The following is a 22,885-nucleotide window of genomic DNA, read 5'->3' on the forward strand; positions in this document are numbered from 1 at the left end:
AGGTCGCAACTGCTAGCAGAAGCGAAGGAATTTTTATCCTAAGACTAAACTTCTACTTGCGGTTACGAGTAAGCACAAAGCAAAGATGATCCGTCTAAGGGTTAAATTTAACAAATTTAGGCGAGGTATTTTTTCACTTAGACGAGGCGGTTTTAAATTTTGTGATGGGAGTTACCGAGTGGGTAATGACCGAGCAAAATTTAAAACCAACGAAGTATAAGTAGAAAAAGACAAGCCTAATAAGTCTAAATTTTAAACTTCGTATCTCTCTCCTGGCTTCATTTCGATTACCTCCCACGGCAACCCCTGCTTATTTAGCTCGTCCATGAAAGGTTTTGCGTCGAAATTTTCCATGTTAAAGACGCCTTTGCCGCTCCAGATGCCCTTTGCGACCATCATCGAGCCTATCATCGCTGGCACGCCTGTGGTGTAGCTAACAGCCTGCGCGCCTGTCTCGGCGTAGCAAGCCTCGTGGTCGCAGACGTTGTAGATATAGACTTGGCGCTCTTTGCCATCTTTTAGACCACGTATCACGCAGCCGATGTTTGTTTTACCTTTTGTGCGTGGGCCAAGGCTTGCAGGATCAGGCAGCAGGGTCTTTAAAAACTGGATCGGCACGATTTTCATGCCGTTATGCTCGACCTCGTCGATGCGTAGCATGCCGACGTTTTCTAGGCACTTCATGTGAGTTAGGTAGCTTTGTCCAAAGGTCATGAAAAAGCGAATTCTCTTTAGTCCTTTGATGTTTTTTACTAAGCTTTCTAGCTCCTCGTGATAGAGTAGATAGCTATCTTTGACGCCAACTTTTGGGTAGTCCCACTTAAACATGATCTCCATCGGCTTTGTCTCGATCCATTTGCCAGCCTCCCAGTAGCGGCCATTTGCGTTAACTTCACGTAAATTTATCTCTGGGTTGAAATTTGTCGCAAATGGATATCCGTGATCGCCAGCGTTGCAGTCTAGGATGTCGATCTCGTGGATCTCATCAAATAAATTTTGCTGTGCATAGGCGCAAAATACGTTTGTCACGCCTGGGTCAAAGCCAGAGCCAAGAAGCGCCATGGTGCCAGCGTTTTTGAAGTCATCATCTTTCGCCCACTGAAGCTTATACTCAAATTTTGCGGTGTCTGGGTGCTCGTAGTTTGCGGTGTCGATGTAAGGTATGCCAGCCTTTACGCAAGCGTCCATAAGGGTTAGGTCTTGATACGGCAGCGCGACGTTTAGTAGCAGATCAGCCTTTGTTTGTTTGATGAGCTCCACCACAGCTGCTGTGTCGTCAGCGTCGATTTGCGCGGTCTTTATCTGCACGCCAAGGCGATCTTTTATAAATTTAGCGATCGCGTCGCACTTGCTTTTTGTGCGGCTTGCTAGGGTGATATTTGTAAAAACGTCCGAGTTCATCGCACATTTTACGGTTGCGACTTGGCTAACGCCACCTGCTCCGATGATTAAGATATTTGACATTTTTGGCTCCTTAAAATTTTAGTGATTTTAGCAAAGTTAATATAAATTTCTAGCTTCAAAAGGTAAAATGAGCCAAATTTTAAAGGTAAAAAGATGAAGAAAATTTTGCCATTTTTAGCGCCTATTTGCCTCTTTGCAAGTAGCTGCGACGAGCTGGTGCAAGAGAGCGTAAATGAGTTTTATAAAAGTGATAGAAATTTAGCTCGCGCTATAAATTTAGCCGAACAAGCGACCCAGGCATGCCTAAAGGCTGGCAACACCGATCAGGCGATCACTTCACTCATAAATGGCGCTAGCATGCGTATGGTAAATAAAGAGCCTCAAAAGGCACTAGGGCTCTCGCAAAAAGCCCTAGAGCTTGCGGCAAATGGGAGCGACAAACTACTGCTAGCGCGCTCTTATCATAGCTTGGGTGCGGCTCAAAAGGCGCTAGGCAGATATGACGAAGCACTTGCTAATTTTCAAGAAGCTCTAAAAATTTATGACGATGCGCCAAATACTCCGATGCACGACGAACTCGTCTGTATAAAAGGCATCGCAGGCACCTACTACATGAAAAATGACTTTGACAAAGCCCATGAAAACCACCTTTTAGCGTTAAATTTACTTGATATCACGCCAGAGTTAAGTAACAACGAGCTCGTCCGCTCGGAGCTTTTAGTAGAGCTTGCTAACGACCTAGCAAAGCTTGGCCAAAAGAACGAAGCTGCCAAAAACTACAAAGAAGTACTTGAAATTTTAAAAGGCAAAGAGCAAAACCCTCGCGCACTGGATCTTTTGGAGCGAGCCAGCAAGGGGCTAAAGGAGCTTAACTAAAGTTTTTCTTTAGACTTTTTAGCACGAAATTTGCAAGTTCAAGCCCCTTTGAGCGGTGAGAAATTTTAAGCTTTGTCTCGTTATCTAGCTCGCCAAGCGTCTTTGTAAAGCCATCTGGGATAAAGAGTGCATCGTAGCCAAAACCGTTTACGCCGCGTTCCTCATCTATCGCCTCACCATACATAAAGCCATGCGTCGTGTAGTCGCCAAATTTTGAGCTAATGGCGATACAAGCGGTGTAATGAGCTGGTGAGCTTTGTAAATTTAGCGCCTTTAGCTTGCTAATTAGCTTTGCTCTGTTGTTTGCGTCATTTGCGTTTTTGCCGCACACTTTGCCATTTTCATCAAGGTCAAAGTAGCGCGCTGAGTAGATCCCTGGCTCACCACCAAGTGCATCCACGCTGATGCCGCTATCATCACTAAGCGCGATAAACTCGCTATCAAGTCCCTGCTCTTTGAGCTTTGCAAAAACTGCTTTTGACTTTATGAGTGCATTTGCTTGAAAAGTGCTGCCATCTTCAACGATCTCAAATGGCTTTACAACCTCGCTTAAAGCGTAAATTTCATAGCCTTTTAAAAACTCTTTTATCTCTTTTACTTTGTCTAAATTTGATGTCGCAAGCACGATTTTCATCGCAAAACTCCTTGATTTTTGGGAGTATTTTACAAAAAAGTAGATTAAATTTTTAAATTTAAATTAGTGTTAAAATGATAAACTTAGTCCTTTTAAAAATAAGGGAAAATTTATGTTAAAAAGCGTTTTGCCACTATCTTTTATCGTAGCTAGCAGATTTTTTGGGCTTTTCATAGTCCTACCAGTTCTTAGCCTCTATGCGCTAAATTTAAGCGGAGCAAATGAGTTTTTAGTGGGGCTAATAGTAGGCGTCTATGCGATCTCACAGATGATGTTTCAAGTGCCTTTTGGCGCTCTCTCAGATAAGATCGGCCGCAAAAAAGCGCTAACTATCGGTCTTTTGATATTTGTGGCTGGCTCTATCGTCTGCGCGCTGGCAAGTGAAATTTACACGATGCTTTTTGGCAGGTTTTTACAAGGTGTGGGGGCTGTAGGAGCCGTGGCAACAGCGATGATAAGCGACTTTGTGGCTGAAGAAAATCGCTCAAAAGCCATGGCGATAATGGGCGCTTTTATAGGGCTTAGCTTCACGCTTTCGATGGTGCTTGGACCGCTTCTTGCCAAGGACTACGGGCTTTCAAGCCTCTTTTATCTAAGCGCCACACTTAGCTTGCTTTGCGTCGTGCTACTCTACACCGTCGTGCCAAAAGAGATAAAAGTGAGCGCAAAGGCCGAGAAGGTGCCATTTGGCAAGCTATTTTTACAAAAAGACTACATGATCATAAATTTCACCTCTTTCATGCAAAAGATGCTCACAAGCATCGCATTTTTGGTTATCCCGATCGTTTTGGTAAGAGAGTATGGCTATGAGAGCAGCGAGCTTTACAAGGTCTATACGCTTGGCGCTGTGCTTGGCTTTTTGGCTATGGGGCTAGCTGGCGCTTTAGGCGATGGCAAGGGGCTTAGCAAGGTCATCTTGATAGCTGGCACGCTGCTTTTTGCCCTAACCTACGCCATTTTTGCCCTTAGCTTTACGAAATTTATATTTGTGGTTGGCATCGCGATATTTTTTATAGGTTTCAACCTTCACGAGCCCATCATGCAATCAACCGCGACCAAATTTGTAAAATCCTCACAAAAAGGCACCGCTCTTGGCATCTTTAACTCATTTGGCTACTTTGGCAGCTTCGTTGGGGGCGCGTTTGGCGGATACATCATGCACGCTTTTAGTTTTAAAGTGCTTGCCATCGTCTGCGTGGTGCTTTGCGTGATCTGGCTTGTTTTGCTATTTAGCCTAAATGACCCAAGAATTTTTAAAAATATCTACCTAAGCCCAGAAGCGAGCTTAAATTTAGAGCTACTAAATAGCCAAAAAGGCGTGGTGGATTATTACAAAAATGAGAAAAATCAAGTGATAAAATTTGACTCTCGCCTAACAAGCGAGGCGGCTTTAAAAGAGAGCTTGAAGTTTTGATCTACGACGTCATCATCGTTGGTGCTGGCGCTAGCGGGCTCTTTTTAGGGGCAAATTTAAAGGGCAAAAAGGTTGCCATTTTAGAGAAAAACAGCAGCGCTGGCAAAAAGATCTTAGCAAGCGGCGGCGGCAGGTGCAACATCACAAACCGCTTTATAAGCGCCAAAAACTACCTTGGCGAGCAAAAATTTATAGAGCAAATTTTAAAAGTGCTAAGTCCAGATCAGGTTTTGAGATTTTTTAGTGAGCTTAAATTTAGCGAGCAAAAGCAAAATCAATTTTTCTGTGATAGCGGTGCAAAGAGCGTTTTGAGCCTGCTTTTAAAAAGGCAAAATGCAGATATTTTTTATAACAAAGAGGTTGTCGGCGCCAAAAAAGTAGATGAAATTTTTGAAATTTCAACGAGAGATGAGAAATTTAGAACCAAAAATTTAGTCATCGCAAGTGGCGGACTAAGCTACAAAGCCCTTGGCGCAAGTGATGTTGGCTATAAGATAGCTAGCGAATTTGGCCTTGAGCTCTCAATGCCTGCCCCTGCTCTTGTTGGCTTTAGCGTGCAAAAAGATGAGTTTTGGTTTAAAGAGCTTAGCGGTGTTAGTCTAAGTGCAGATGTAGTGATAAATACCAAAAACGAGAGCCATAAATTTAGTGGTGATCTGCTTTTTACGCATAGAGGAATAAGTGGTCCAGCGATACTAAATGCCTCACTCTTTTGGCAAAAGGGTCGAATTTGTATAAATTTTTTGCCTAAATTTAGTGAGATAAATTTAGTAAATGGTAAAAAGCAACTTAGTTCAGTTTTGCCATTACCAAAGAGATTTGTGCTGGAGTTTTTAAGAAATTTTGGTTTAAAAAATAGGGCATTTTATGAATTTAGTGATGATGAAAAAAGTATCATAAAAAGGCTTTTTGCTTACGAATTTGCTCCAGCTGGGACATTTGGCTTTGAAAGGGCTGAAGTTACAAAAGGTGGCGTAAAAACAGAGTTTTTAGATGAAAATTTAGAGTGCAAAAGCGTAAAAGGGCTTTATTTTATAGGAGAAGCTTTAGATATCACTGGCATGCTTGGCGGATACAACCTGCATTTTGCATTTGCAAGCGCTTTAAAGGTAGCTAGCGCTTTAAAAAATAACTAATCAAATAGAAGTGAAATTTAGCTAGTGGCAGCAAAAACTGCCACTAAATTTACTACCTCTGGTTTAGATACTCTTGTAAGCTTTTTACTTCAAGTGCTTTGCCAGTTTGAACTGTGCTTAGTGACTTAGCAGCTGCGAGTGCTGCACGGATAGTTGTGAAGTAAGGGATCTTAAATCTAAGCACATTTTGGCGGATCTTTTTGCCATCATCTACGCTTGATTTAGTATCGCTTGTATTTATAACAAGTGCTATGAGATCTTTTTTCGATACCAACAAAATCTCAAAATCTCTAACTAATAAATGCATATTTATTAAAAGCAAGAATTATCTAGATTGATAAAATAGTAGCAGGTATTTTTGACATAAAATTATAAAATTTTTTGTATCTGAACGAAGTATTTTGCAGAAAGTTAAAATCAAAAATTTTTATGAATAACATTGCATTTAAAGTAGTATCAGACTCAGGAGCTTTAATAAACTTTCACTATTATGCTTCTTTGATAAAGCTGACAGCCTCATGTGGGTTTGCAAATATATGTTCGCTAAACTGCCTTAAATCGGACTCTTTGCCATATCCACATGTAAGGCCAACGCCCGTTATAAGAGCAGCTTTAGCAGCCTTTAGATCCATGATGGTATCGCCAACCATAAACGCATTGTCTTTTTCTTTTTCTAGTCTCTTTAAAGCTAAATTTATAGGTTCTGGATCTGGTTTTGGATTTACTACATCATCTCGTCCGACAACCGTTTTTATAAATTTCATAACACCTAAATACTCAAGTAAAATGATAGAAAATTTTGATGTCTTTGTCGTAACAACACCAACATCAGCAAACGTGCTAGCTTCTTTTAGAGCATCCATAGCATGCGGTAAAAGCACAGTCTCATCTAAATAGATCTTCTCGTAGCAAGCTTTATACTCTTTTACATATTCACCTATTAAATTATTCTTGGCACCGAGTTTTTCAAACATTATTTCAAGCGGATATCCTACTAGAGATTTTAATGCATCATGATCAGGTTCTTTCTTGCCGTGAGCTAAAAAAGCCGTATCAAAGCCTTTTAAAATAGCAGAAGTAGAGTCTATAAGTGTGCCATCTAAGTCAAAAAGTATAGTTTTTTTCATGATAATCTCCGCAGAAATAAAAAAGGGCTCAGCCGAAGCCAAGCCCTAAAGAAGTAATTTTAAATAATAAAATTATTTATTGAAAGTAGCTTCAACACGTCTGTTTTGAGCGCGACCTTCTTTAGTTTTGTTTGTAGCGATTGGTTTAAGTTCGCCGTAACCAACTGTAGAAATTTTAGCTTTTTCTACGCCGTAACCAGCAAGAACCTCAGCCACTGCTTTTGCTCTTTTTTCAGATAGTTTTTGGTTATAAGCTTCTGTACCTATGCTATCAGTGTGACCAGCAAGTACAACTTTATAATCTGGGTGTTCGCCCATAAAGTCAGCTACTTTTTTGATCTCAGCTGCATATTTTGGTCCAACTTTGTAGCTATCAAATGCGAAGTTAACATCTAGGTCTCTAAGAACGATAACTTTCTCGCATCCTCTTTCGTCAACAACTACACCAGCTGGAGTGTTAGGGCATTGATCGATATCATTTGGCACGCCATCATTGTCATCATCAAGAACTGGAGCTGGAGCTGCTGCTGGAGCTGCTGCTGGAGCTGCTGCTACAACTGGAGCTGCTTTTGAATCAAGACCGATGCCAAAGCCTAGTGAATAGAATAGGTTGTGATCAGCATGCTCAAATTTGATAGCGTCTCTTGCCTCTGCTTTAAGAGCAAATCTATCAGTTACTTGGTATCTTAAACCAAGACCATATTGACCAAAGCCACCATCTTCATTTTTAACAAAGATAGCTGGAACATCTTCATAACCAGCACCGATTAAACCATATAGGCTAACTGGTCCAAAGTCAACGATATTTTTTACAAGGTTAGCGTGGTATCTAAGAGCTCTACCCTCTCTTACAACGTTACCTGTTCTCTCTTTAAGTTTTTGAGAGTAATCAACACCAAGTTCAACTTGGTCAAAGAAGAAATCTTCAAGGTTTCTAGCCGCTCTAATACCAACAAAATTGTGGTCTTTTACACGTAGATTTCCTTCTGGATGAACACCACCGATAGTTGGAGTGATCTCATAGTTGTATGCTGCGTTAGACGCAAAAACCGCTGTTGCGGCAACCATAGCTAAAGCAATCTTTTTCATAATAGAATTCCTTTCAAATAGGGTTTATTTTAAAGTGGTTTCATTTTAACTAAAAAAATATAAACCAACTCTAAATTCTAATTTAATTAATAATGTAAATCTGAAATTTACATAACCTAAATTTTGCAAATGCAAAAGCACTTGCAAAAAACCATTAACGTTTAGAGAATTGTGGGCTTCTTCTAGCCTTTCTTCTACCAAATTTCTTACGTTCAACAACACGAGAATCTCTAGTTAGTAAGCCTTTTGGTTTAAGTGCCGCTCTAAAATCAGCATCCATATCAGCTAAAGCACGTGAAATGCCGTGCCTTAAAGCCTCAGCTTGTGCTGAATAACCGCCACCTAAAGTTGTAGCTACTACATCTATTAAACTCTCTTGTTTTGTTACTAAAAGTGGTTGAATAACTTTAAGCTTGATAGCCTCGTGACCGCCAAGCCAAGTGTTAAGATCCATACCATTTACTACGATTTTACCGCTTCCAGACTTTATCCAAACCTTTGCTACGGCAGTTTTTCTTTTACCAGTTGCATAAACTTTTGCCATAATTATTTTCCTTCTTTTTTAGCTATTTGTGCCGTATGAGGATGCTCACTGCCAGCATAAACTTTTAGTTTTTTTATCATCTCTCTTCCAAGTTTTGTATTTGGAAGCATGCCACGAACAGCTAATTTAAATAGTTTTTCTGGCTTATTTGCTATCAAATCGCCAAATTTCTCGCTCTTTACGCTGCCAAAATATCCTGAGTGTCTGTGATAAAGTTTATCTTCAGCTTTGTTATTACCAGTAAATTCTACTTTAGAAGCATTTATGATGATAACATAGTCGCCACAATCTACGTTTGGCGTGAAGCATGGTTTGTTTTTGCCACGAAGTATAGTTGCTACCTCAGTTAGCAATCTACCAAAGCGCTTACCAGCTGCATCAACTACGATCCAGTCTCGCTTAACTTCGTTTGGCTTTGTTATTTTTGTCATTTTCTTACCTTTGCCAAGTTAATTTTTGAGTTGTGATTGTATTTAAACAATGCTTTGACAAAGCTTAAATTAAGTAGCGTTTAAACTTCAATATATGAAATTTTGCCTTCAAGTGCATAGAAAATAACGGCGATTATACTATGTTTTTCATAAAATTTAGCGAGCGCATCTTTATACTCTTTTACCTGTTTTTTGTTCTCTTCTATATTTTTATCTGTCGTTTTATAATCAATCACACAAATTTCACGCTCATTAAAACAAAAAAGGTCCATCTGTTTTAGCTCATTTTTCACTTTAAATGGCTGCTCTTTATAAATTTCTTTGCCTTTTATGCACTCTATAAATTTTGGCTCTCTTATAAGCATTTTTGCCCTAAAAAAAGCATCTTCAAGTGCCTCAAGCGACAAAAATTTATGAAATTTATTTAGCATCAAATTTTTAGCTTTTTCTAGTGAAATTTCATCAAATTTCTCGCTCATCTCAAGCAGATAGTGAAACGCCAGACCAAAATATATCGCACTTAAATTTTTCCCACTCGTCTTTTGCTCTTTCGCCTCTACCTCTTGCCTCTCTATCTTTAAAATTTCAGGCATTTTTTCATCTTTTTTTAGCTCTTTTTTCTCAGTTTTACTAGGCAAAATTTTGCCAAAGCTAAACTCTTTTAGATCAAGATAGTCGTTTGCTTCGCTCTTGTCGCTTCTTGTGTAAAATGAAAAAAAGCTTGGGCTATTTCCGCTTGGGACGGCTTGTTTGATGATGATGAGCGACTTTGTTGCCCTTGTGAATGCGACGTAAATTTTATTGATATTTTCTTGCTTTTCAAGCTCTTTCATCTGCTCTAAAACGCTTGCATAGTCGCTATCAAAATTTTCTCTACCTGAAATTTTACTCTTTACGATCCACTCGCCCTTTTCGCTATATTCGGTTATGAAATTTGAGTCATCGCCCCTGCCCTTACCCATCATATCGCAAACTATGACGTGAGCAAACTCAAGCCCCTTTGACTTATGCACGGTCATCACTCTCACGCCGTCGCTACTTTTTGGGCTGATTTTAGAGCTAAAGTTTTCAAGGTTAAATATAAAATCACTTAAATTTTTATACCCCACGCTTAGCTCAAAAAGCCTCAAGATATCAACGTCTGCCATGCTTATGCCTAAATTTTTCGCTAGGTAAAATAGGCTATTTGTCGCGCTCACTTCTGGCTTTATGTTTAGTTTTTTGACATTTGCATTTACTAGCGCTTTTACATTTTTTTCATAAATTTCTTCTTTAAATAGGCAAAATTTCGCATACTCGATGATTGCAGCGACAAGCGGCGTTCTTTTTAGCTCCAAAGTGCCTTCATTGACGCTTTTGATCCCTGCGCTACTAAGCACTTCTGAGATGAGGCTAATGTCGCTATTTTTCCAGCAAAGCACGGTTATATCGCTTGCATTTACGCCAGCTTTTAAAAGCTCACTTGCTTGCGAAACGACCGCACCTGCGATATCTTCATCGCTTAGCACACGCAAGTAGCCGTAGTCATCTTTTTCTACTTCAAAATACGCACACTCGCCACTTACCTCGTAGCTTAGCGTCTCATCTTTTTTAGCCGGCTCTTGTGGCTCAAAACTAAGCCCATATCTTTGATAAATTTCTTCAAAAACGGCGTTATTAAATTTCACCAAAGCCTTTAAACTTCGGTAGTTGCTTGGCAAATTTTCTATATCTATCTGAGTAAAATCATCTCCAAGCTTGTCAAAAAGCTCCTTTTTGCCACCCCTAAATTTATAGATGCTCTGCTTCGTGTCACCCACGTAAAAGAAGCTTCCAAGCCCGTTTTGGCCGTATCCAGAGACGATTTCAGCGATTAATGGCAAGATGATCTCATACTGGATCACGTTTGTATCTTGAAACTCATCGACTAAGAGGTGATTTATCCTGCCATCGAGCCTAAAATAAAGCGCTTCTTTATCCAAATTTTGCACCAAAAGCTTAAAAACCAGCTTGTTTATATCAGCAAAACTTAGCGCATTTATCTCCTTGTTTAGCTCTAAATTTGACGCCTTATAAAGTTTTAATAGCTTGCTAAAGCCACTTAGCCTATACTTTTCGACCTCTAAAATGTAGTTTTTTGCTGCCTCTTTTAGCTCAAAAAAGAGCCTATCAAGCTCTGGGGTATAAATTTTGTTAAAAGTGCGGTAATCTAGGCTTTCTCTAGCAAAAACCTTACTCTTAAATAGCTCAAATAAATTCTGCTCGCCAAATGTCTTTTTAGCCGCATCGCTAGCGCCATTTTGCAAGCCTATATACTCATTTATCGCCCTTTGCGCCGCCCTTACTTTGCTATCATCTGGATAGCTTGCGCCACTATCTTTTAGCTCGCCGCCAAAGCTTTCATAAAATTTTGCCAAAGTCTGCGAAAAGCTAGCCTCTTTTTGGCTTGAGATGATCATCATAAGTGCTAGCTCACTAAGAAGCTTTTTATCCTTGCTCGCCTCTTTTACAAATTTTTTCCACGCCAGATCTTGCAAGCTATCTTGCACGCTGTAATCAGGGCTAATGCCTAAATTTTGGCTAAATTTTTTCAAAATCCCAGAGAAAAACGCATCAAATGTATAAATTTTTAGCTCGCTTTGCAAAAAGACGCCAAGGCGCTCATCTCGCCTTTTTATCGCCTCATCTTGGCTTATATCAAGCTCCGCGCACACCGCTTCAAGCTCGCCTTTTTTGTTTTGCAAGTCCAAAAAAGTAGCGATTATGCGCTCTTTCATCTCGTTTGCTGCCTTTTTTGTAAAAGTTAAAGCCACGATCTCGTTTATATTTTCGCCTCGAAGCACCAAAGCGATGTAGCGAACGCTCAGCGCAAAGGTCTTACCGCTTCCAGCACTTGCTTTTAGGGCTAAAAAATTTTTCATAACTCTCTCCTACAAAGTGTGACGTATTCGCAAAATGCGCAAGCACCGCTCTTTCTTTCAAAATTTATCTTGGTTTTGTTTATGGCTTTTAGCTTTTCTATCTCGCCGTTTAGATCCTCTACGCTTTTTTTAGGGCATAGTAAGCTAGGCTCGTTTTTTAGGGCATAGTAAGCACTTCGCACCTCTCCGCCGTAAAGCGCTTCGTAAAAGGCAAGCTGGAGCGAATTTACATTTGCTTCGCCCGTTTTATAATCAAGTATGAGTACGTCGCCGTTTGCGTCTGCATCGATCCTATCGATAAATCCCTTTATCTGCACGCCGCAAAACTCGCTTTGCATCTCTTTTTCACACTCAAGCACCCTAAAACCAGCCCTTAAACGCTCGTTTTCATAAATTTCATACTCTTTAAATTTATGCGTCCAAATTTCAAACTCAAGTGGCGTAAGATTTTGCTTTGCTAGCATCTCTTTAAAAACGGCTAGATCAAAGGTGTTATTTTGCTTATAAAACTCACTCGTATAGTATTCAAAAAGTGCGCTATGAACGCTGTTTCCTTGCTTTGTGCCAAGCTCGCTTGCAATAGCTTTTGGCGCATCTATGTGGGCTATCTTTGTGTAGTAGTATTTTCTTGGGCAAGTTAGAAATAAATTTAGCGTCGAAAACGAGAGTGGATTTGCGAAGAAATCATGCTCTAAAATAACCTCATCGTCACTTAAATTTAAACTCGCCTCCCCTTTTAAAAATAGCTTTAAATAGGCCTCATCGCTAAATTTCTCATCTTTTATCGTTTTGAAATTTTTTAAAAATCTTGAAGGTATGCTCTCTTCATTTACGCAGCAACTTATCGCCACTTTTTTGGCGTTATTTATGAGACTTTCGTAGTAAAATCTCTGCAAATTTTCACGCTCAACGTAGCTTATAAGCCCCGCTTTTTGCCTCACTTTTGAGTTTAAAAACATCTCGTTTGCGCTTCTTGCTGGGATGAAGTTGTCGTTAAAATCAACTATGATGACGCCATCAAATTTCATCCCGCGGCTCTCTAGAATGCCCATGACGCTGATCTTTCCGCCGCCCACGTCGTCGATGCTTAGGCGCAAGATATTTAGCAAGAAAATCTCACTTAGCTGCTTTAAGCTAAAGCTAAAATACCTGCATAAATTCTCCATCCTAAAAAGCTCAAGTGCGAGCTTCTCTTCGCATCTTGGCTCATTTTCAAGCACCAAAAGCTCATCTATTAGCTCTTTAAATTTAGCGAATTCACACAACTCAAAATAGCCAGCCCTAAATTTCTCAAAAAGCTGCACGCTCACGCCAAATTCGCTTAAAATAAAGCCAAGCTCCTCGTAGCTCTCACACCTGCTTTGATCAAAAACTGGGCTTGCCTCTTCATTGATCGCTCTTGTGATGTAGTAAAGCGCCTCATAAAATTTTGTATTTTTAAAGCTCTCACCCATAGCGTAGTTAAAAATTTTAGCGCTATCATGAAGCCTTAAAATCTCGCTAAAGCCCTCATCTGGCAATATGACTGCGATATTTTCAGGCTTTATGCCCTCACGCACAAACTCGCTCGCCTTTGCCATAGCGTAAGCGCACTGCAAGCTCCTTGTAGCGAAATTTCTTACTAAAACTGGCTCAAATTTTGTGATATTTTCTAAGCAAGTTAGCTCGTTTGTGTTTAAATTTAGCTCATATTTTTTATAGTTTTCAAGCTCATTAATGGCTGAAATTTGCCTTATCTTATCGATTAGTTTTTTGTTAAAAACGCTAGTTTGAAAGATAATTTTTAGCGTGGTTAGTTTTGAAATTTTTTCTAAAATTTCCCACTCAAACTCGCTTAAAATGCCATCAATGTGCAGTGAAATTTCACTAAAACTTCTTATGTAAGCTTCATTTATCGAGTAAATTTTTGGCAGGGTTATATCATCATAAAGATCCTCTTTATCAAGCAAGCTCTCATACTCTTTTAAAACCGCTTCAAGTATGCTTAAATGCTCCTCAAAATCAGCGTAAATGTCGTTAAATTTTATCTCAGCAATGCTCTTTTTGCTGATAGCTAGCTCTTTAAAAAATGAAAAAAGATAGTCGTTGTTTTTCAAAAACTCAAAAAACTCAGTTGGGATTTTAAGCACCGAGTTTGCCTCTTTGACGCTGGCACAGGATCTGTTCATAAGCACTAAAGCGTAGGTGCTATCGCACTCAAAGCGACCATTTACAAAAACGGCTTTTTTATAAAACTCTGCGATGCTTAGGCTTTTTGGGATTAGCTCGTCATTAAAACCAGCGTTAAATTCCCTGATCTTACGCGAGTTTGTAAAGACGAAAAGTTGATTTAGATTGCGCATTTTTCTCTCTTAAATTTTTAAAAATGATAGCCAAAAGCTGATAAAAGAGCGCTTTTTCTCACTTAAGCTAAGCTTTAAAAATTTTTCTAAATTCATTAAAAATTTAAGCCTTAAAGTGCTGGGGGCTACAATTTCAAAAAGGAGCAAAAATGCATAAAGAGTTAAACAGATCTGGCTTTTACTACGGCTTTCCAGTTTTGCTTGCCACCACAAAAGATCAAAAAGGGCGAGATGATACCGAGCACCCCCAGCGGCACGCGAATGCGGCTGATTTGCATGCCGTTTGGATGGCTCCAGCCGCCTAAATTTTCGCCTACGACCTCGGCAAAGCCCGCCACCTCGCGCACGCCCTTCGCCATAGCCTCGATGCGGGCATCCGTTAGTCGCAAACGATCAAGCAACGCCAAGCTAAGGCCCGATTTCTCGCCGTTTGCAAGGTCTTTGGCGTTTGCCGCTTTTATAGCCTCTTTTTGCGCGAGTAGCTCGTCTGCCACGGCGTTTAAAATTTCAAATTTAGCCCTGCTATCAAGTCTCAAAAGCTCGCCGCAAACAGCCTTTGCACGCTTGCATATATCTAAAATTTCATTCATTTTCGCTCCTTAATCTATAAAAACCGTGCGCAAGCGTCCTGCTCCCGCAAGCGTGGCATGGCAAATTTTAGCGACGCGTCTACTAAATTTACCTTTAAATTTGACTTGATTATAGTCAAATTCGCCCGAATTTTATGCGAGCGTAAAAATACGCTATAATCGCCAAAATTTATAAAAAGGAAGCAAAATGGGCGGAATAAAAGAGTTTTTAAAACACGAAGCCAGCGGCGGGATTTTGCTGATGATCGCTACGGTCGCGGCGCTACTGTGTCAAAATACGTTTTTGAGCGATTTTTACAACGAATTTTTAAATACCAAATTTACCATGAGCTTCGGCGAATACGGACTAAGCAAACCCCTGATCTTGTGGGTGAACGACGGGTTGATGGCGGTATTTTTCTTTCTCATCGGACTTGAGCTAAAGCGCGAGGTGCTGGAGGGCGAGCTAAAAAATCCGTCGCAAATCGCGCTACCAGCGATCGGCGCGGCAGGCGGCCTGATAGTGCCCGCGGTTATCTTCTATCTTTTTACGAAGCACGACTCCTTCGCGCTTGGCGGCTGGGCGATACCGACGGCGACGGATATCGCGTTTGCTCTGGGGATTTTGAGCCTACTCGGGCCTCGCGTACCGACTAGTTTAAAAATTTTCCTCATGACGCTAGCGATCGTCGACGACCTTTGCGCGATCGTGATTATCGCGCTATTTTACACGAGCGAGCTTAGCGCCCAAATGCTTGCGGTCGCGAGCGTTTGCCTAGCCGCACTTTTTGCGCTAAACAGACTCGGCGTAAAGAGCAAGGCGGCGTATCTAATCGTAAGCGCGGTGATGTGGGTAGCGGTGCTAAAATCTGGCGTTCACGCCACGCTTGCCGGCGTCGTGGCGGCCTTTTTCATACCGCTTAGCTTTAAAGACGAGCCGGGCAAATCTATGCTAAAAAGCATCGAGCACGACCTGCACGGCTGGGTGGCGTTTGGCGTGCTGCCGATATTTGCCTTCGTAAACGCAGGCATCTCACTGCGAGGCGTCGGACTGGACGAGATTTTGTCTCCGGTCGCGCTAGGCACGGCGCTGGGGCTTTTCATCGGCAAGCAAGTCGGGGTATTTTCTTTTAGCTTTTTGGCGATCAAATTTAAGCTAGCCAAGCTGCCAGAGGGGTCAAATTTCATCCAGCTTTACGGCATCGCAGTACTTTGCGGCGTAGGATTTACGATGAGCCTTTTCATTAACGGCCTAGCCTACAACGACACGGACGCCTTTGCCTACACCGACAAGCTCGCTATCTTGCTAGGTTCGGTAGTTTCGGGTGCCGCGGGGTTTATATTGCTTAAATTTAGCGCCAAAAACTAAAGCGCGCGCATAAAAGAGTGCAAGATACAGATAGAAACGATCGTAGAAAAGTGCGAGATAAAGGAGTGGTTTTGCATCGTCACTTGCAAGATAGTTGGCATCTTTGTGGATGAAAATTTGTTAAAAGATGAAAAGATCGATACTAAAAGTTGGTCACCGCTCATCTATAAATTTAAAGAATACGTCACAACCAGCAAGCGTTTGGGCTTAAATTTTGGCTTTAAAGAGGTTTGAGCTGGCTAGAAAGTAAAAATTTAAATTTGATTTTGACCTTGGCTAAAAACTTTTGGATGCAAATTTAACTTACTTTGTAGCGTTAAAATCAAATTTATAATATCTCGTATCTTGCTTGTCGCTTAGCCTTAAAAGTAGCTGCCACCTGCCCTCTTTTAGGCCAACACTCTCGCTTACAAGCTCATTCTCTTGCCATGAGGCGCTTAATGTTTTGTTATCTTTGTTTGTTTGTGGGCGAGTTAGTAAAATTTCATAGCCAAGGCTTGAAATTTCGCCATTTTTTGGCGTTAGAAGAAATTTAAACTTACCCTGCAAACCTTTAAATTCTGGCTCAAATTTAAGGTCAAATTTCTCATCAAATCTTGCCTCGCTCTCTTTTATAGATGTGATATTTTCATCGATGCTTTGATGACTTTGCATATAAGCGCTATCCATCTCGACTGGGTTGTTGATCGCAACAACGATGGTTGCGGCACAAGCCAAGATGATAGCGACTATGCTAAGCACGATGCCATAAGGCCAAAAGCTCTTTTTAGCCATTTTTTACCTTTTTATAAAAGATGATGAGCACGAAAAATGCGATCAAGCTGTAGATGAAAATTCGCAAGAAATTTAAAGTCGTTTTGTTTGAGCTACCGATGCCGCTTTCTAGCTTTAAATTTAAGCTCTCAGCGATCTGCTCGGCTATATCAGCGTAGCCGTTTAAGATAGCGGCGTTATAGACATCTTTGCCGTTTTTTGAGACTAAAATGGGGATAATGGTGCCTGATTCTGGATTTACACTTAGAATTTGCTCCTTGTTAAAGAGCTTTGAAGTGTTTGTATCGCTAAAAATTTCAACCTTTTGCTTATCTTTTATGAGTGCTAAAAATACAAAAGGCGAGCTTAAATTTTGCTCCTTAAAAAGCGTGTCCAGCTCGCCATCTTTATATAGACCAACTACTAAATTTATGCCACTTTTTTGATAAAGCTCACTGCCGATCTCATTTAGCTTTTGGCTCACTTTTTGGCTTAAAATTCTATCATCATTGATAACAAAATTTGCACCCCAAGCCAAATTTTGCCAGAGCAAAATGATAAAAATGAGTGCAAATTTCTTCAAATTTAACCTACAAATAGGTGATTTGGCGTAAGTACCGACCAGGCACAAATGGCGCCTGCGACGACTATTAGCAGGATAATGGCTTTTTCTATTATGCCTAGCATCGCTACTCCTTTACAATGACGTGTTTAGCGTTATCTACGCTCTTCATCTCGATGCTAGCTGCATCTTTTAGTGAGTAAGGTTTGGTTGCGACCTCTTTTTGCAAGCCGATGCCAACGTATGTAAGCACCGCTAGGATAGAGAGCAAAAGCACCACCGCTATTAAAAATCCGCTAATGCCGTTTAAGGCAAAGATGTTTCTATTTTTATTTTCCATTATTCGCCCTTTGATAGCGATATGACGTACTCGCCAACTGCGCTTTGCTGGATCTCATTTAGCCTGCCATCATTAAATTTAGGCATAGTGCCGATCGCTCCTTTTTTGCCACGATTTAGCACGTCAGCTACAAAGCTAGCCGATCCATATTTGCTAAGATCAACTGACATACCATCCATGCCCTTGCCATCTTCGCCGTGGCACGACGCACATGTAGCATAAAGCTCTTTGCCAGTGGCTACTAAATTTTCATTTTTAGTGCTTTTTATCGCGCTTATCTCTTTAGCCACGTAAGCTGCGATCGCCTTTGCGCTATCAGCGTCAGCTAAGCCTGCTGGCATCTCACCCATAGGGTAATCAAGCCCTTTTGAGCCATTTAGTATAGTCTCAACTATGCCTTTTTCGCTACCCCAAATTTGTAAATTTGCAGCCTTGCCACCTATGCCATCGCCTGTGATGCCGTGACATGCCGAGCACTGCACGAGATAGATGCTTTCGCCCATAGCGTGAAGCGTCTCTTTGCTTGGGTTTGCATACTCTTTTTCAAATTTGGCGTTTGCCTCTTTAACCTCTTTGTTATACTCGCCGATTTGTGAGTAAGAATTTAGCGGATAGCCCAGCAAATAGTACCAAACCGCCCAAACTAGCGCTAGTAAAAAGACAACCGCCCAGCCAAGTGGGACAGGGTTTTTGTACTCACCTATGCCGTCCCAGTTGTGCTCGCTAAGCTCAACGCTCTCATCTTTTTTAACCTTCATCTGCCCCACATACCTACCAGCTACAACGATGGTAAGCACGATGATTAGAGCCGCTCCTATAAGAGCTAGTAAATTTACATTATCTTCTAAATTTAGCCATTGCATACGCTCTCCTTTGTAGCCTTACGCTCTAAAATTTCGCCACCGATCTCATCGTTAAGCGCTAGTTTTGAGTATTTCTCATAGTTTCTTCTACCAGTTTTTTCGCTCTTATAAAGATGAAAAAAATAAGCATACAAAGTGATCGCCAAAAATGCTGTCAAGAAAAAATAGCCATAAGCTTGAAACTCTCTAATGTTCTCCATCTTACGCTCCTACTTTAGGCTATTTAGATAAGCAATCAGTGCTACGATCTGGCGAATTTCACCTTTTGCAAAAGCACTTTTTACCTGCTCATCTTTCATATTTTCGATGATAGCTGCAGCCTCAGCCTTGACGTTAGCATTTGTCTGCTCTAGCGTGCCAAGTGCTGGCATATCTTTTTCGTCATAAGGCGTGTTAAAGACCTTTTTAACCGTTAGCGCTTCAGCGTAAGCAGTCTCTATATCAGCATTTTTCTTAAATAAAAATGGATATGCTGGCATGATCGAGCCTGGCACTACTGAGGCTGGATTTAGCATGTGATTTTCATGCCAGTCAGTCGTTCTATAGTTACCCACACGCATAAGATCTGGTCCTGTTCTTTTTGAGCCCCAAAGGTGCGGGCGATCGTATGCAAACTCGCCACTTAGCGAGTACATACCGTATCTATCGGTCTCTGCTTTAAATGGACGGATCATTTGAGAGTGGCAAGTGTTGCAGCCATTTTGCATATAGATGTTTTTGCCAGCTAACTCTAAGACGGTGTAAGGCTTTGTGCCCTCAAGCGGTCTAGCTCTGTTTGCAAAGTCTGGCAAAATTTCAACTATGCCAGCGTAAGCGATAACGACAAATACACAAACCGCAAAAAAGAATGGATTTTTTTCTAACCAAGCAAACATCACATCACCTCCGCGCTAGCTTTTGCCCCGCCACCCATTGGCGAAGCGCTTTTTGGCTCTGCTAAGATAGCTTTAGCAGAAGTTGATTTGTAGATATTATAAGCAAACATCAAGAAGCCAACTAGATAAAGAAGTCCGCCAATAGCCCTTATATAGTAGTATGGGATAAGCACAACTACCGTGTCTATGAACGAGTAGAGTAAATTTCCATAGCTATCAGTCGCTCTCCACATCATACCTTGTGTGATACCAGCGATCCACATAGACGCGAAGTATAAAACGATACCTGTTGTTTGTATCCAGAACTGAGCTTCCATTAGCGACTTTGAGTAAATTTCACGCTTAAACACGCGCGGTGTCATATGATAAAGTGCCGCCATGATCATAAAGCCAACCCAGCCAAGCGCGCCGTCGTGAACGTGTCCTGGTACCCAGTCGGTAAAGTGCGCTAGGGCGTTTACTGACTTGATAGAAAGTATCGGTCCTTCAAGTGTTGAGAACATATAAAATGTCGAAGCTAGGACCATAAATTTAATAAGCGGACTCTCTCTAAGCTGCGCCCACTCGCCCTTCATCGTAAGAAGGATATTTATCGCTGAACCCCATGAAGGCAGGATCAAAACGATAGAAAAGACTGAGCCCATAGTCTGCATCCAATCAGGCGTAGCAGAGTATATTAGGTGGTGTCCGCCAGCCCAAAGGTAAATAAACATCAAACCCCAAAATGAAAATAATGATAATTTATATGAAAATATCGGCTGACCGCTCTCTTTTGGCAAGAAATAATAAATTTGAGCGATGATAGCCACTGTAAAGACGAATGCAACTGCGTTGTGGCCGTACCACCACTGAACCAAAGCGTCGTTTGAGCCAGCGTACATAGAGACAGAGTGTAACCATGAGCCATATCCGCTAACAAGTCTTGTTGGAACCTCCATATTATTAAAGAGATATAGCATCGCAACGCCTAAAAATGTAGCGATGTAGTACCAAACTGAGATATAAAGCGTCTTTTCGCGGCGGATACCGATGAGGCCAAATATACTAACGCCCCAAAGCACCCAAACAACGACCACTGCGATATCTAGTGGCCACTCAAGCTCAGCGTACTCTTTCGCTGTGCTCTCGCCCATAAAAAGCGTAACAACAGCCAAAACCATAACAAGCATATATAGCCAAAAGTGAAGCTTGCCGATAAACATCAAAAATGGCGACTCGCTCATCGAGACCTTTAAAACACGCTGTCCGATGTAGTACCAAGTGGCAAAGATGCCTGAGAGCATGAAGCCAAAAATGATGCCATTAGTATGAAGAGGACGCAACCTCCCAAACGCCGAATATTCGCCGGCTATGTAGTTAAGCTCTGGACAGGCCATTTGAAAAGCTATAACTACGCCAACAACCATGCCTATGATACCAAAGAGTATCGTGGCAAACATAAATAGCTTTGCTACACTATAATCATAGTGTAGTAGCTGAGATGGTCGCATAAAATATCCTCCTAGTTAAATTTATATTAATGATTCGTTATTTTAGAGTATAAGGACTATAAAAAAACTTAATTAATATAAATTCTCATTAACTAGGAAAGTCTTCTGTCTATTTTGTAACCAAGTCCTGGGACATTTTTTATAAAATTGTTGCCAACTTTGTCTCTAACGCGCTTAACAAAGGTTCTAATAGCTGCTTCTGTAACGCTCTCGCCAACCCAAACGACGCTTTTAATCTCATCATGAAGCACGAGCGTACCAAGTCTTTTTATCAAAAGTGAGATAAATGCAAGCTCTTTTTTAGTAAGTGAAATTTCAACACCGTCTCTGATAAGTACGCGCTTAATTTTGTTAAAGCTATATCCGTTTGCAACTTGGATGATGTTTGCAGTTTCTATCTTGCTTTTTGCGACATTTTCTATCGTTTTTAAAAGATCATCTGCCATGATAGGTTTTATGAGATACTTATCAACGCCAACATCGATAGCCTTTAATAAAGTCTCCTTTTCGCTATGCGCACTTAGGACGATGACAGGTGTGTCTTTAGAAATTTCCTTGATATATCTTGTCATATCAAGTCCATCACTAATTGGCATAAATACATCTGTAATTACCATATTTGGGTTGTATTTTTTAAATTTTTTCAAACCTTCATCACCATTTTGAGCAGTAAAAACTTTTTCAAAATTGTCACTTAGCACATCGTGCATGATCTTTTTGCTGTCGCTATCGTCTTCGACAAGCAAAACCGTTAGGTTCTTTAAAATTTTATTCATCTATCTCTCCTTTGTGTGGTAACTTTATTAAAAAACAGGCTCCATTATCGCTGTTGCCCGCTGTTATTTCTGCGTTAAATTGATCGATTATTTGCTTTGACATATATAGTCCTAAGCCAGTGCCTTTGGCATCTTCTTTGGTAGTAAAATATGGCTTAAAAATCTCATCTATCACATTTTTATCTATGCCACCACCGTTATCTTCTACGCTTAGGTAAGCAAATTTTTCATCGCTATCAATCTTTATTTTTATATTTTTTTCTTCTATCTTTTGTAAATTTAGTGCGTCTTTTGCGTTATTTAGTAAATTTATGATGACTTGCATGAGCCTGTTTTTATGACCATAAATTTTAGAGTCCCCTAGCACCTCAAGCTCTATATGAATGCCCTCTTTTTTCATCACACCTTTTACGATCTGTATCGATGCTCTAGCTGCGTCTGCTAGGCTAAATTCTTGAGAAAGTGTGTTTGGATTTAAAAACGAGCTAAACTCATCAGTAGTTTCTGACATATACTTTATGATCTGCATAGCCCTCTCATAAGAGCCGATAAATTCGCCATCTTCGCTGCGTGCTAGCTTTTTCATCTTATATAAAACTAAACTTAGCTCATTTAGCGGCTGCTTCCACTGGTGAGTTATATTTGCCATCATCTCGCCCATCATCGCAAGCTTAGCAATCCTCATGCCATCGCTACTTGATAGAAAATTTTCATCTAAATTTAAACTAGGCATTTGCTCTATATCCTAAAAATGATAGATAAAGTCCGTTTAAGATCATTATGCAAGCTGAGAGCTTAAACATGATCTCTTTAAATTTCTCTCTTAGTAAGCCAAAAACAAAACTAGCTAGCAACATCGCTGGTAAGGTGCAAAGCCCAAAGATAAGCATTATTAAAGATGCGTCAGACACATTTGCGCTTAAAATTCCAAGCGCTAAGAAATAATAGACCACGCCACAAGGCAAAAGACCATTTAAAAAGCCAAGCAGTAAGAAATTTGTCAAATTTCTCTTTTGCACGCTTGTTTTTGCCATTTTTACTATAAATTTAAGTGCTTTTTCGCTCTCTACAAATTTTAAAAGCTCGCCCCTAAAAAGCAGTGCGATGCCAATAAATGCGATCACTAAGCCAACTATGAAAAATATCACGCCCCTTGCTTGCATACCAAAACTAATAGCTGCTCCAAAAACGCCAAACAAAGCTCCCAAAGCCACATAAGCAAAAATTCTAGCTAGGTTATAAAGCGCGCTTAGCATTAAAATTTCACTCTTGCTTTTACCTTTAAAAAATAGAGCTTGCAAGCTCAAAAAACCGCTACACATGCCGACACAATGACTAAAGCTGCTCAAAATCGCAACTGAGATAATCATGTAAAGGCTTATGTTTTGCAT

23 protein-coding genes and 2 pseudogenes are annotated in these 22,885 nt (G+C 40.6%); 5 read left to right on the forward strand and 20 right to left on the reverse strand.

Translation table 11 applies throughout. The features are described from left to right. Positions 1-252: 252 nt before the first annotated feature. On the reverse strand, positions 253-1,464 hold the full coding sequence (locus CVS89_RS08450; protein WP_103613654.1) for a saccharopine dehydrogenase family protein: 1,212 nt from the start codon (positions 1,462-1,464) through the stop codon (positions 253-255). Positions 1,465-1,557: 93 nt separating this feature from the next. Between CVS89_RS08450 and CVS89_RS08455 the strand changes: the two genes are divergently transcribed. After that, positions 1,558-2,280 carry a tetratricopeptide repeat protein gene (locus CVS89_RS08455; protein WP_103613653.1) on the forward strand — a complete coding sequence of 241 codons (723 nt, stop codon included), beginning with the start codon at positions 1,558-1,560 and terminating at the stop codon, positions 2,278-2,280. Here CVS89_RS08455 and CVS89_RS08460 read toward each other — a convergent pair. After that, the gene (locus CVS89_RS08460) at positions 2,273-2,914 is read right to left on the reverse strand and encodes a non-canonical purine NTP pyrophosphatase (protein WP_107847338.1); all 642 of its coding nucleotides are present in this window, start codon (positions 2,912-2,914) and stop codon (positions 2,273-2,275) included. The two genes, CVS89_RS08455 and CVS89_RS08460, sit on opposite strands and share 8 nt — an antisense overlap. A gap of 112 nt (positions 2,915-3,026) precedes the next feature. Here CVS89_RS08460 and CVS89_RS08465 point away from each other — a divergent pair, with 112 nt between their 5' ends. Together CVS89_RS08465 and CVS89_RS08470 are read left to right on the forward strand one after the other, a co-directional pair. Then, positions 3,027-4,328 (forward strand): MFS transporter, encoded by a 1,302-nt coding sequence (locus CVS89_RS08465; RefSeq protein ID WP_107847336.1) that lies wholly within the window; start codon positions 3,027-3,029, stop codon positions 4,326-4,328. Beyond that, a complete protein-coding gene (locus CVS89_RS08470; RefSeq protein WP_107847334.1) occupies positions 4,325-5,464 on the forward strand; it encodes an NAD(P)/FAD-dependent oxidoreductase in 1,140 nt (379 codons plus the stop codon). Before CVS89_RS08465 ends, CVS89_RS08470 begins: the two co-directional genes overlap by 4 nt. A 52-nt stretch (positions 5,465-5,516) precedes the next feature. Here the strand turns inward: CVS89_RS08470 and CVS89_RS08475 are convergent. The 8 genes and pseudogenes from CVS89_RS08475 to proA all read right to left on the reverse strand — a co-directional run. Next, positions 5,517-5,717, reverse strand: a pseudogene (locus tag CVS89_RS08475) (hypothetical protein); the annotation flags it as partial. Between the two features lie 235 nt (positions 5,718-5,952). Further along, positions 5,953-6,591 (reverse strand): HAD family hydrolase, encoded by a 639-nt coding sequence (locus CVS89_RS08480; RefSeq protein WP_107847329.1) that lies wholly within the window; start codon positions 6,589-6,591, stop codon positions 5,953-5,955. Positions 6,592-6,663: 72 nt separating this feature from the next. Beyond that, positions 6,664-7,680, reverse strand: a complete 1,017-nt coding sequence (locus tag CVS89_RS08485) for an OmpA family protein (RefSeq protein WP_107847328.1) — start codon at positions 7,678-7,680, stop codon at positions 6,664-6,666. Between the two features lie 154 nt (positions 7,681-7,834). Beyond that, complete coding sequence (gene rpsI / locus CVS89_RS08490) at positions 7,835-8,224, reverse strand: 30S ribosomal protein S9 (RefSeq protein ID WP_002939337.1); 390 nt, start codon at positions 8,222-8,224, stop codon at positions 7,835-7,837. A gap of 2 nt (positions 8,225-8,226) precedes the next feature. Continuing rightward, positions 8,227-8,655, reverse strand: a complete 429-nt coding sequence (gene rplM / locus CVS89_RS08495; protein WP_107847326.1) for a 50S ribosomal protein L13 — start codon at positions 8,653-8,655, stop codon at positions 8,227-8,229. A gap of 80 nt (positions 8,656-8,735) precedes the next feature. Continuing rightward, positions 8,736-11,555 carry a RecB-like helicase gene (locus CVS89_RS08500; RefSeq protein WP_107847324.1) on the reverse strand — a complete coding sequence of 940 codons (2,820 nt, stop codon included), beginning with the start codon at positions 11,553-11,555 and terminating at the stop codon, positions 8,736-8,738. After that, positions 11,552-13,897 (reverse strand): PD-(D/E)XK nuclease family protein, encoded by a 2,346-nt coding sequence (locus CVS89_RS08505; RefSeq protein WP_107847322.1) that lies wholly within the window; start codon positions 13,895-13,897, stop codon positions 11,552-11,554. The genes CVS89_RS08500 and CVS89_RS08505 overlap by 4 nt, the downstream gene beginning before the upstream one ends. 230 nt (positions 13,898-14,127) lie before the next feature. Continuing rightward, positions 14,128-14,487 (reverse strand): annotated as a pseudogene (gene proA, locus CVS89_RS08510) (glutamate-5-semialdehyde dehydrogenase); the annotation flags it as partial. Between the two features lie 187 nt (positions 14,488-14,674). On the opposite strand from proA, the gene nhaA reads away from it, so the two are divergent. Beyond that, positions 14,675-15,835: a Na+/H+ antiporter NhaA gene (gene nhaA / locus CVS89_RS08515; RefSeq protein WP_107847319.1), complete on the forward strand. Its 1,161-nt coding sequence runs from the start codon at positions 14,675-14,677 to the stop codon at positions 15,833-15,835. Positions 15,836-15,940: 105 nt separating this feature from the next. Further along, positions 15,941-16,069: a hypothetical protein gene (locus CVS89_RS10160; protein WP_265094325.1), complete on the forward strand. Its 129-nt coding sequence runs from the start codon at positions 15,941-15,943 to the stop codon at positions 16,067-16,069. A 69-nt stretch (positions 16,070-16,138) separates the two neighbouring features. Here CVS89_RS10160 and CVS89_RS08520 read toward each other — a convergent pair whose 3' ends face one another. From CVS89_RS08520 to CVS89_RS08565, 10 genes are all read right to left on the reverse strand, one after another. Further along, positions 16,139-16,609, reverse strand: a complete 471-nt coding sequence (locus CVS89_RS08520; protein WP_107847317.1) for a FixH family protein — start codon at positions 16,607-16,609, stop codon at positions 16,139-16,141. Then, on the reverse strand, positions 16,602-17,171 hold the full coding sequence (locus CVS89_RS08525; protein WP_107847315.1) for a hypothetical protein: 570 nt from the start codon (positions 17,169-17,171) through the stop codon (positions 16,602-16,604). Before CVS89_RS08525 ends, CVS89_RS08520 begins: the two co-directional genes overlap by 8 nt. 106 nt (positions 17,172-17,277) lie before the next feature. Beyond that, positions 17,278-17,490, reverse strand: coding sequence for a DUF4006 family protein (locus tag CVS89_RS08530; protein ID WP_021084770.1), 213 nt, complete (start codon positions 17,488-17,490; stop codon positions 17,278-17,280). Beyond that, the gene (locus CVS89_RS08535) at positions 17,490-18,353 is read right to left on the reverse strand and encodes a cbb3-type cytochrome c oxidase N-terminal domain-containing protein (protein WP_107847313.1); all 864 of its coding nucleotides are present in this window, start codon (positions 18,351-18,353) and stop codon (positions 17,490-17,492) included. Before CVS89_RS08535 ends, CVS89_RS08530 begins: the two co-directional genes overlap by 1 nt. Beyond that, complete coding sequence (locus CVS89_RS08540; protein ID WP_002939259.1) at positions 18,341-18,553, reverse strand: cytochrome c oxidase, cbb3-type, CcoQ subunit; 213 nt, start codon at positions 18,551-18,553, stop codon at positions 18,341-18,343. Before CVS89_RS08540 ends, CVS89_RS08535 begins: the two co-directional genes overlap by 13 nt. A gap of 9 nt (positions 18,554-18,562) precedes the next feature. Continuing rightward, positions 18,563-19,228, reverse strand: a complete 666-nt coding sequence (ccoO, locus tag CVS89_RS08545; RefSeq protein WP_107847311.1) for a cytochrome-c oxidase, cbb3-type subunit II — start codon at positions 19,226-19,228, stop codon at positions 18,563-18,565. After that, on the reverse strand, positions 19,228-20,718 hold the full coding sequence (gene ccoN, locus CVS89_RS08550; protein WP_021084787.1) for a cytochrome-c oxidase, cbb3-type subunit I: 1,491 nt from the start codon (positions 20,716-20,718) through the stop codon (positions 19,228-19,230). The genes ccoO and ccoN overlap by 1 nt, the downstream gene beginning before the upstream one ends. A 92-nt stretch (positions 20,719-20,810) precedes the next feature. Continuing rightward, entirely contained in the window at positions 20,811-21,494 is a 684-nt protein-coding gene (locus tag CVS89_RS08555; protein WP_012001191.1) for a response regulator transcription factor, read from the reverse strand. Further along, positions 21,487-22,227: a sensor histidine kinase gene (locus CVS89_RS08560; RefSeq protein ID WP_103637482.1), complete on the reverse strand. Its 741-nt coding sequence runs from the start codon at positions 22,225-22,227 to the stop codon at positions 21,487-21,489. Before CVS89_RS08560 ends, CVS89_RS08555 begins: the two co-directional genes overlap by 8 nt. Continuing rightward, the gene (locus tag CVS89_RS08565) at positions 22,220-22,885 is read right to left on the reverse strand and encodes a sulfite exporter TauE/SafE family protein (protein WP_233091252.1); all 666 of its coding nucleotides are present in this window, start codon (positions 22,883-22,885) and stop codon (positions 22,220-22,222) included. Before CVS89_RS08565 ends, CVS89_RS08560 begins: the two co-directional genes overlap by 8 nt.

Origin of the sequence: Campylobacter concisus, assembly GCF_003048615.2 — a bacterium.
In the GTDB taxonomy this organism is placed as follows: Bacteria; Campylobacterota; Campylobacteria; order Campylobacterales; family Campylobacteraceae; genus Campylobacter_A; species Campylobacter_A concisus_C.

Bases quoted from the DNA above. Each gene is read 5' to 3' on its own strand.
- CVS89_RS08540 (WP_002939259.1), bottom strand. From the start codon at position 18,553: ATGGAGAACATTAGAGAGTTTCAAGCTTATGGCTATTTTTTCTTGACA.
- CVS89_RS08500 (WP_107847324.1), bottom strand. From the start codon at position 11,555: ATGAAAAATTTTTTAGCCCTAAAAGCAAGTGCTGGAAGCGGTAAGACC.
- CVS89_RS08485 (WP_107847328.1), bottom strand. From the start codon at position 7,680: ATGAAAAAGATTGCTTTAGCTATGGTTGCCGCAACAGCGGTTTTTGCG.
- rplM (WP_107847326.1), bottom strand. From the start codon at position 8,655: ATGACAAAAATAACAAAGCCAAACGAAGTTAAGCGAGACTGGATCGTA.
- CVS89_RS08565 (WP_233091252.1), bottom strand. From the start codon at position 22,885: ATGCAAAACATAAGCCTTTACATGATTATCTCAGTTGCGATTTTGAGC.
- CVS89_RS08450 (WP_103613654.1), bottom strand. From the start codon at position 1,464: ATGTCAAATATCTTAATCATCGGAGCAGGTGGCGTTAGCCAAGTCGCA.
- CVS89_RS08460 (WP_107847338.1), bottom strand. From the start codon at position 2,914: ATGAAAATCGTGCTTGCGACATCAAATTTAGACAAAGTAAAAGAGATA.
- CVS89_RS08520 (WP_107847317.1), bottom strand. From the start codon at position 16,609: ATGGCTAAAAAGAGCTTTTGGCCTTATGGCATCGTGCTTAGCATAGTC.
- CVS89_RS08560 (WP_103637482.1), bottom strand. From the start codon at position 22,227: ATGCCTAGTTTAAATTTAGATGAAAATTTTCTATCAAGTAGCGATGGC.
- CVS89_RS08535 (WP_107847313.1), bottom strand. From the start codon at position 18,353: ATGCAATGGCTAAATTTAGAAGATAATGTAAATTTACTAGCTCTTATA.
- CVS89_RS08555 (WP_012001191.1), bottom strand. From the start codon at position 21,494: ATGAATAAAATTTTAAAGAACCTAACGGTTTTGCTTGTCGAAGACGAT.
- CVS89_RS08530 (WP_021084770.1), bottom strand. From the start codon at position 17,490: ATGGAAAATAAAAATAGAAACATCTTTGCCTTAAACGGCATTAGCGGA.
- rpsI (WP_002939337.1), bottom strand. From the start codon at position 8,224: ATGGCAAAAGTTTATGCAACTGGTAAAAGAAAAACTGCCGTAGCAAAG.
- ccoN (WP_021084787.1), bottom strand. From the start codon at position 20,718: ATGCGACCATCTCAGCTACTACACTATGATTATAGTGTAGCAAAGCTA.
- CVS89_RS08455 (WP_103613653.1), top strand. From the start codon at position 1,558: ATGAAGAAAATTTTGCCATTTTTAGCGCCTATTTGCCTCTTTGCAAGT.
- CVS89_RS08465 (WP_107847336.1), top strand. From the start codon at position 3,027: ATGTTAAAAAGCGTTTTGCCACTATCTTTTATCGTAGCTAGCAGATTT.
- CVS89_RS08505 (WP_107847322.1), bottom strand. From the start codon at position 13,897: ATGCGCAATCTAAATCAACTTTTCGTCTTTACAAACTCGCGTAAGATC.
- ccoO (WP_107847311.1), bottom strand. From the start codon at position 19,228: ATGTTTGCTTGGTTAGAAAAAAATCCATTCTTTTTTGCGGTTTGTGTA.
- CVS89_RS08480 (WP_107847329.1), bottom strand. From the start codon at position 6,591: ATGAAAAAAACTATACTTTTTGACTTAGATGGCACACTTATAGACTCT.
- nhaA (WP_107847319.1), top strand. From the start codon at position 14,675: ATGGGCGGAATAAAAGAGTTTTTAAAACACGAAGCCAGCGGCGGGATT.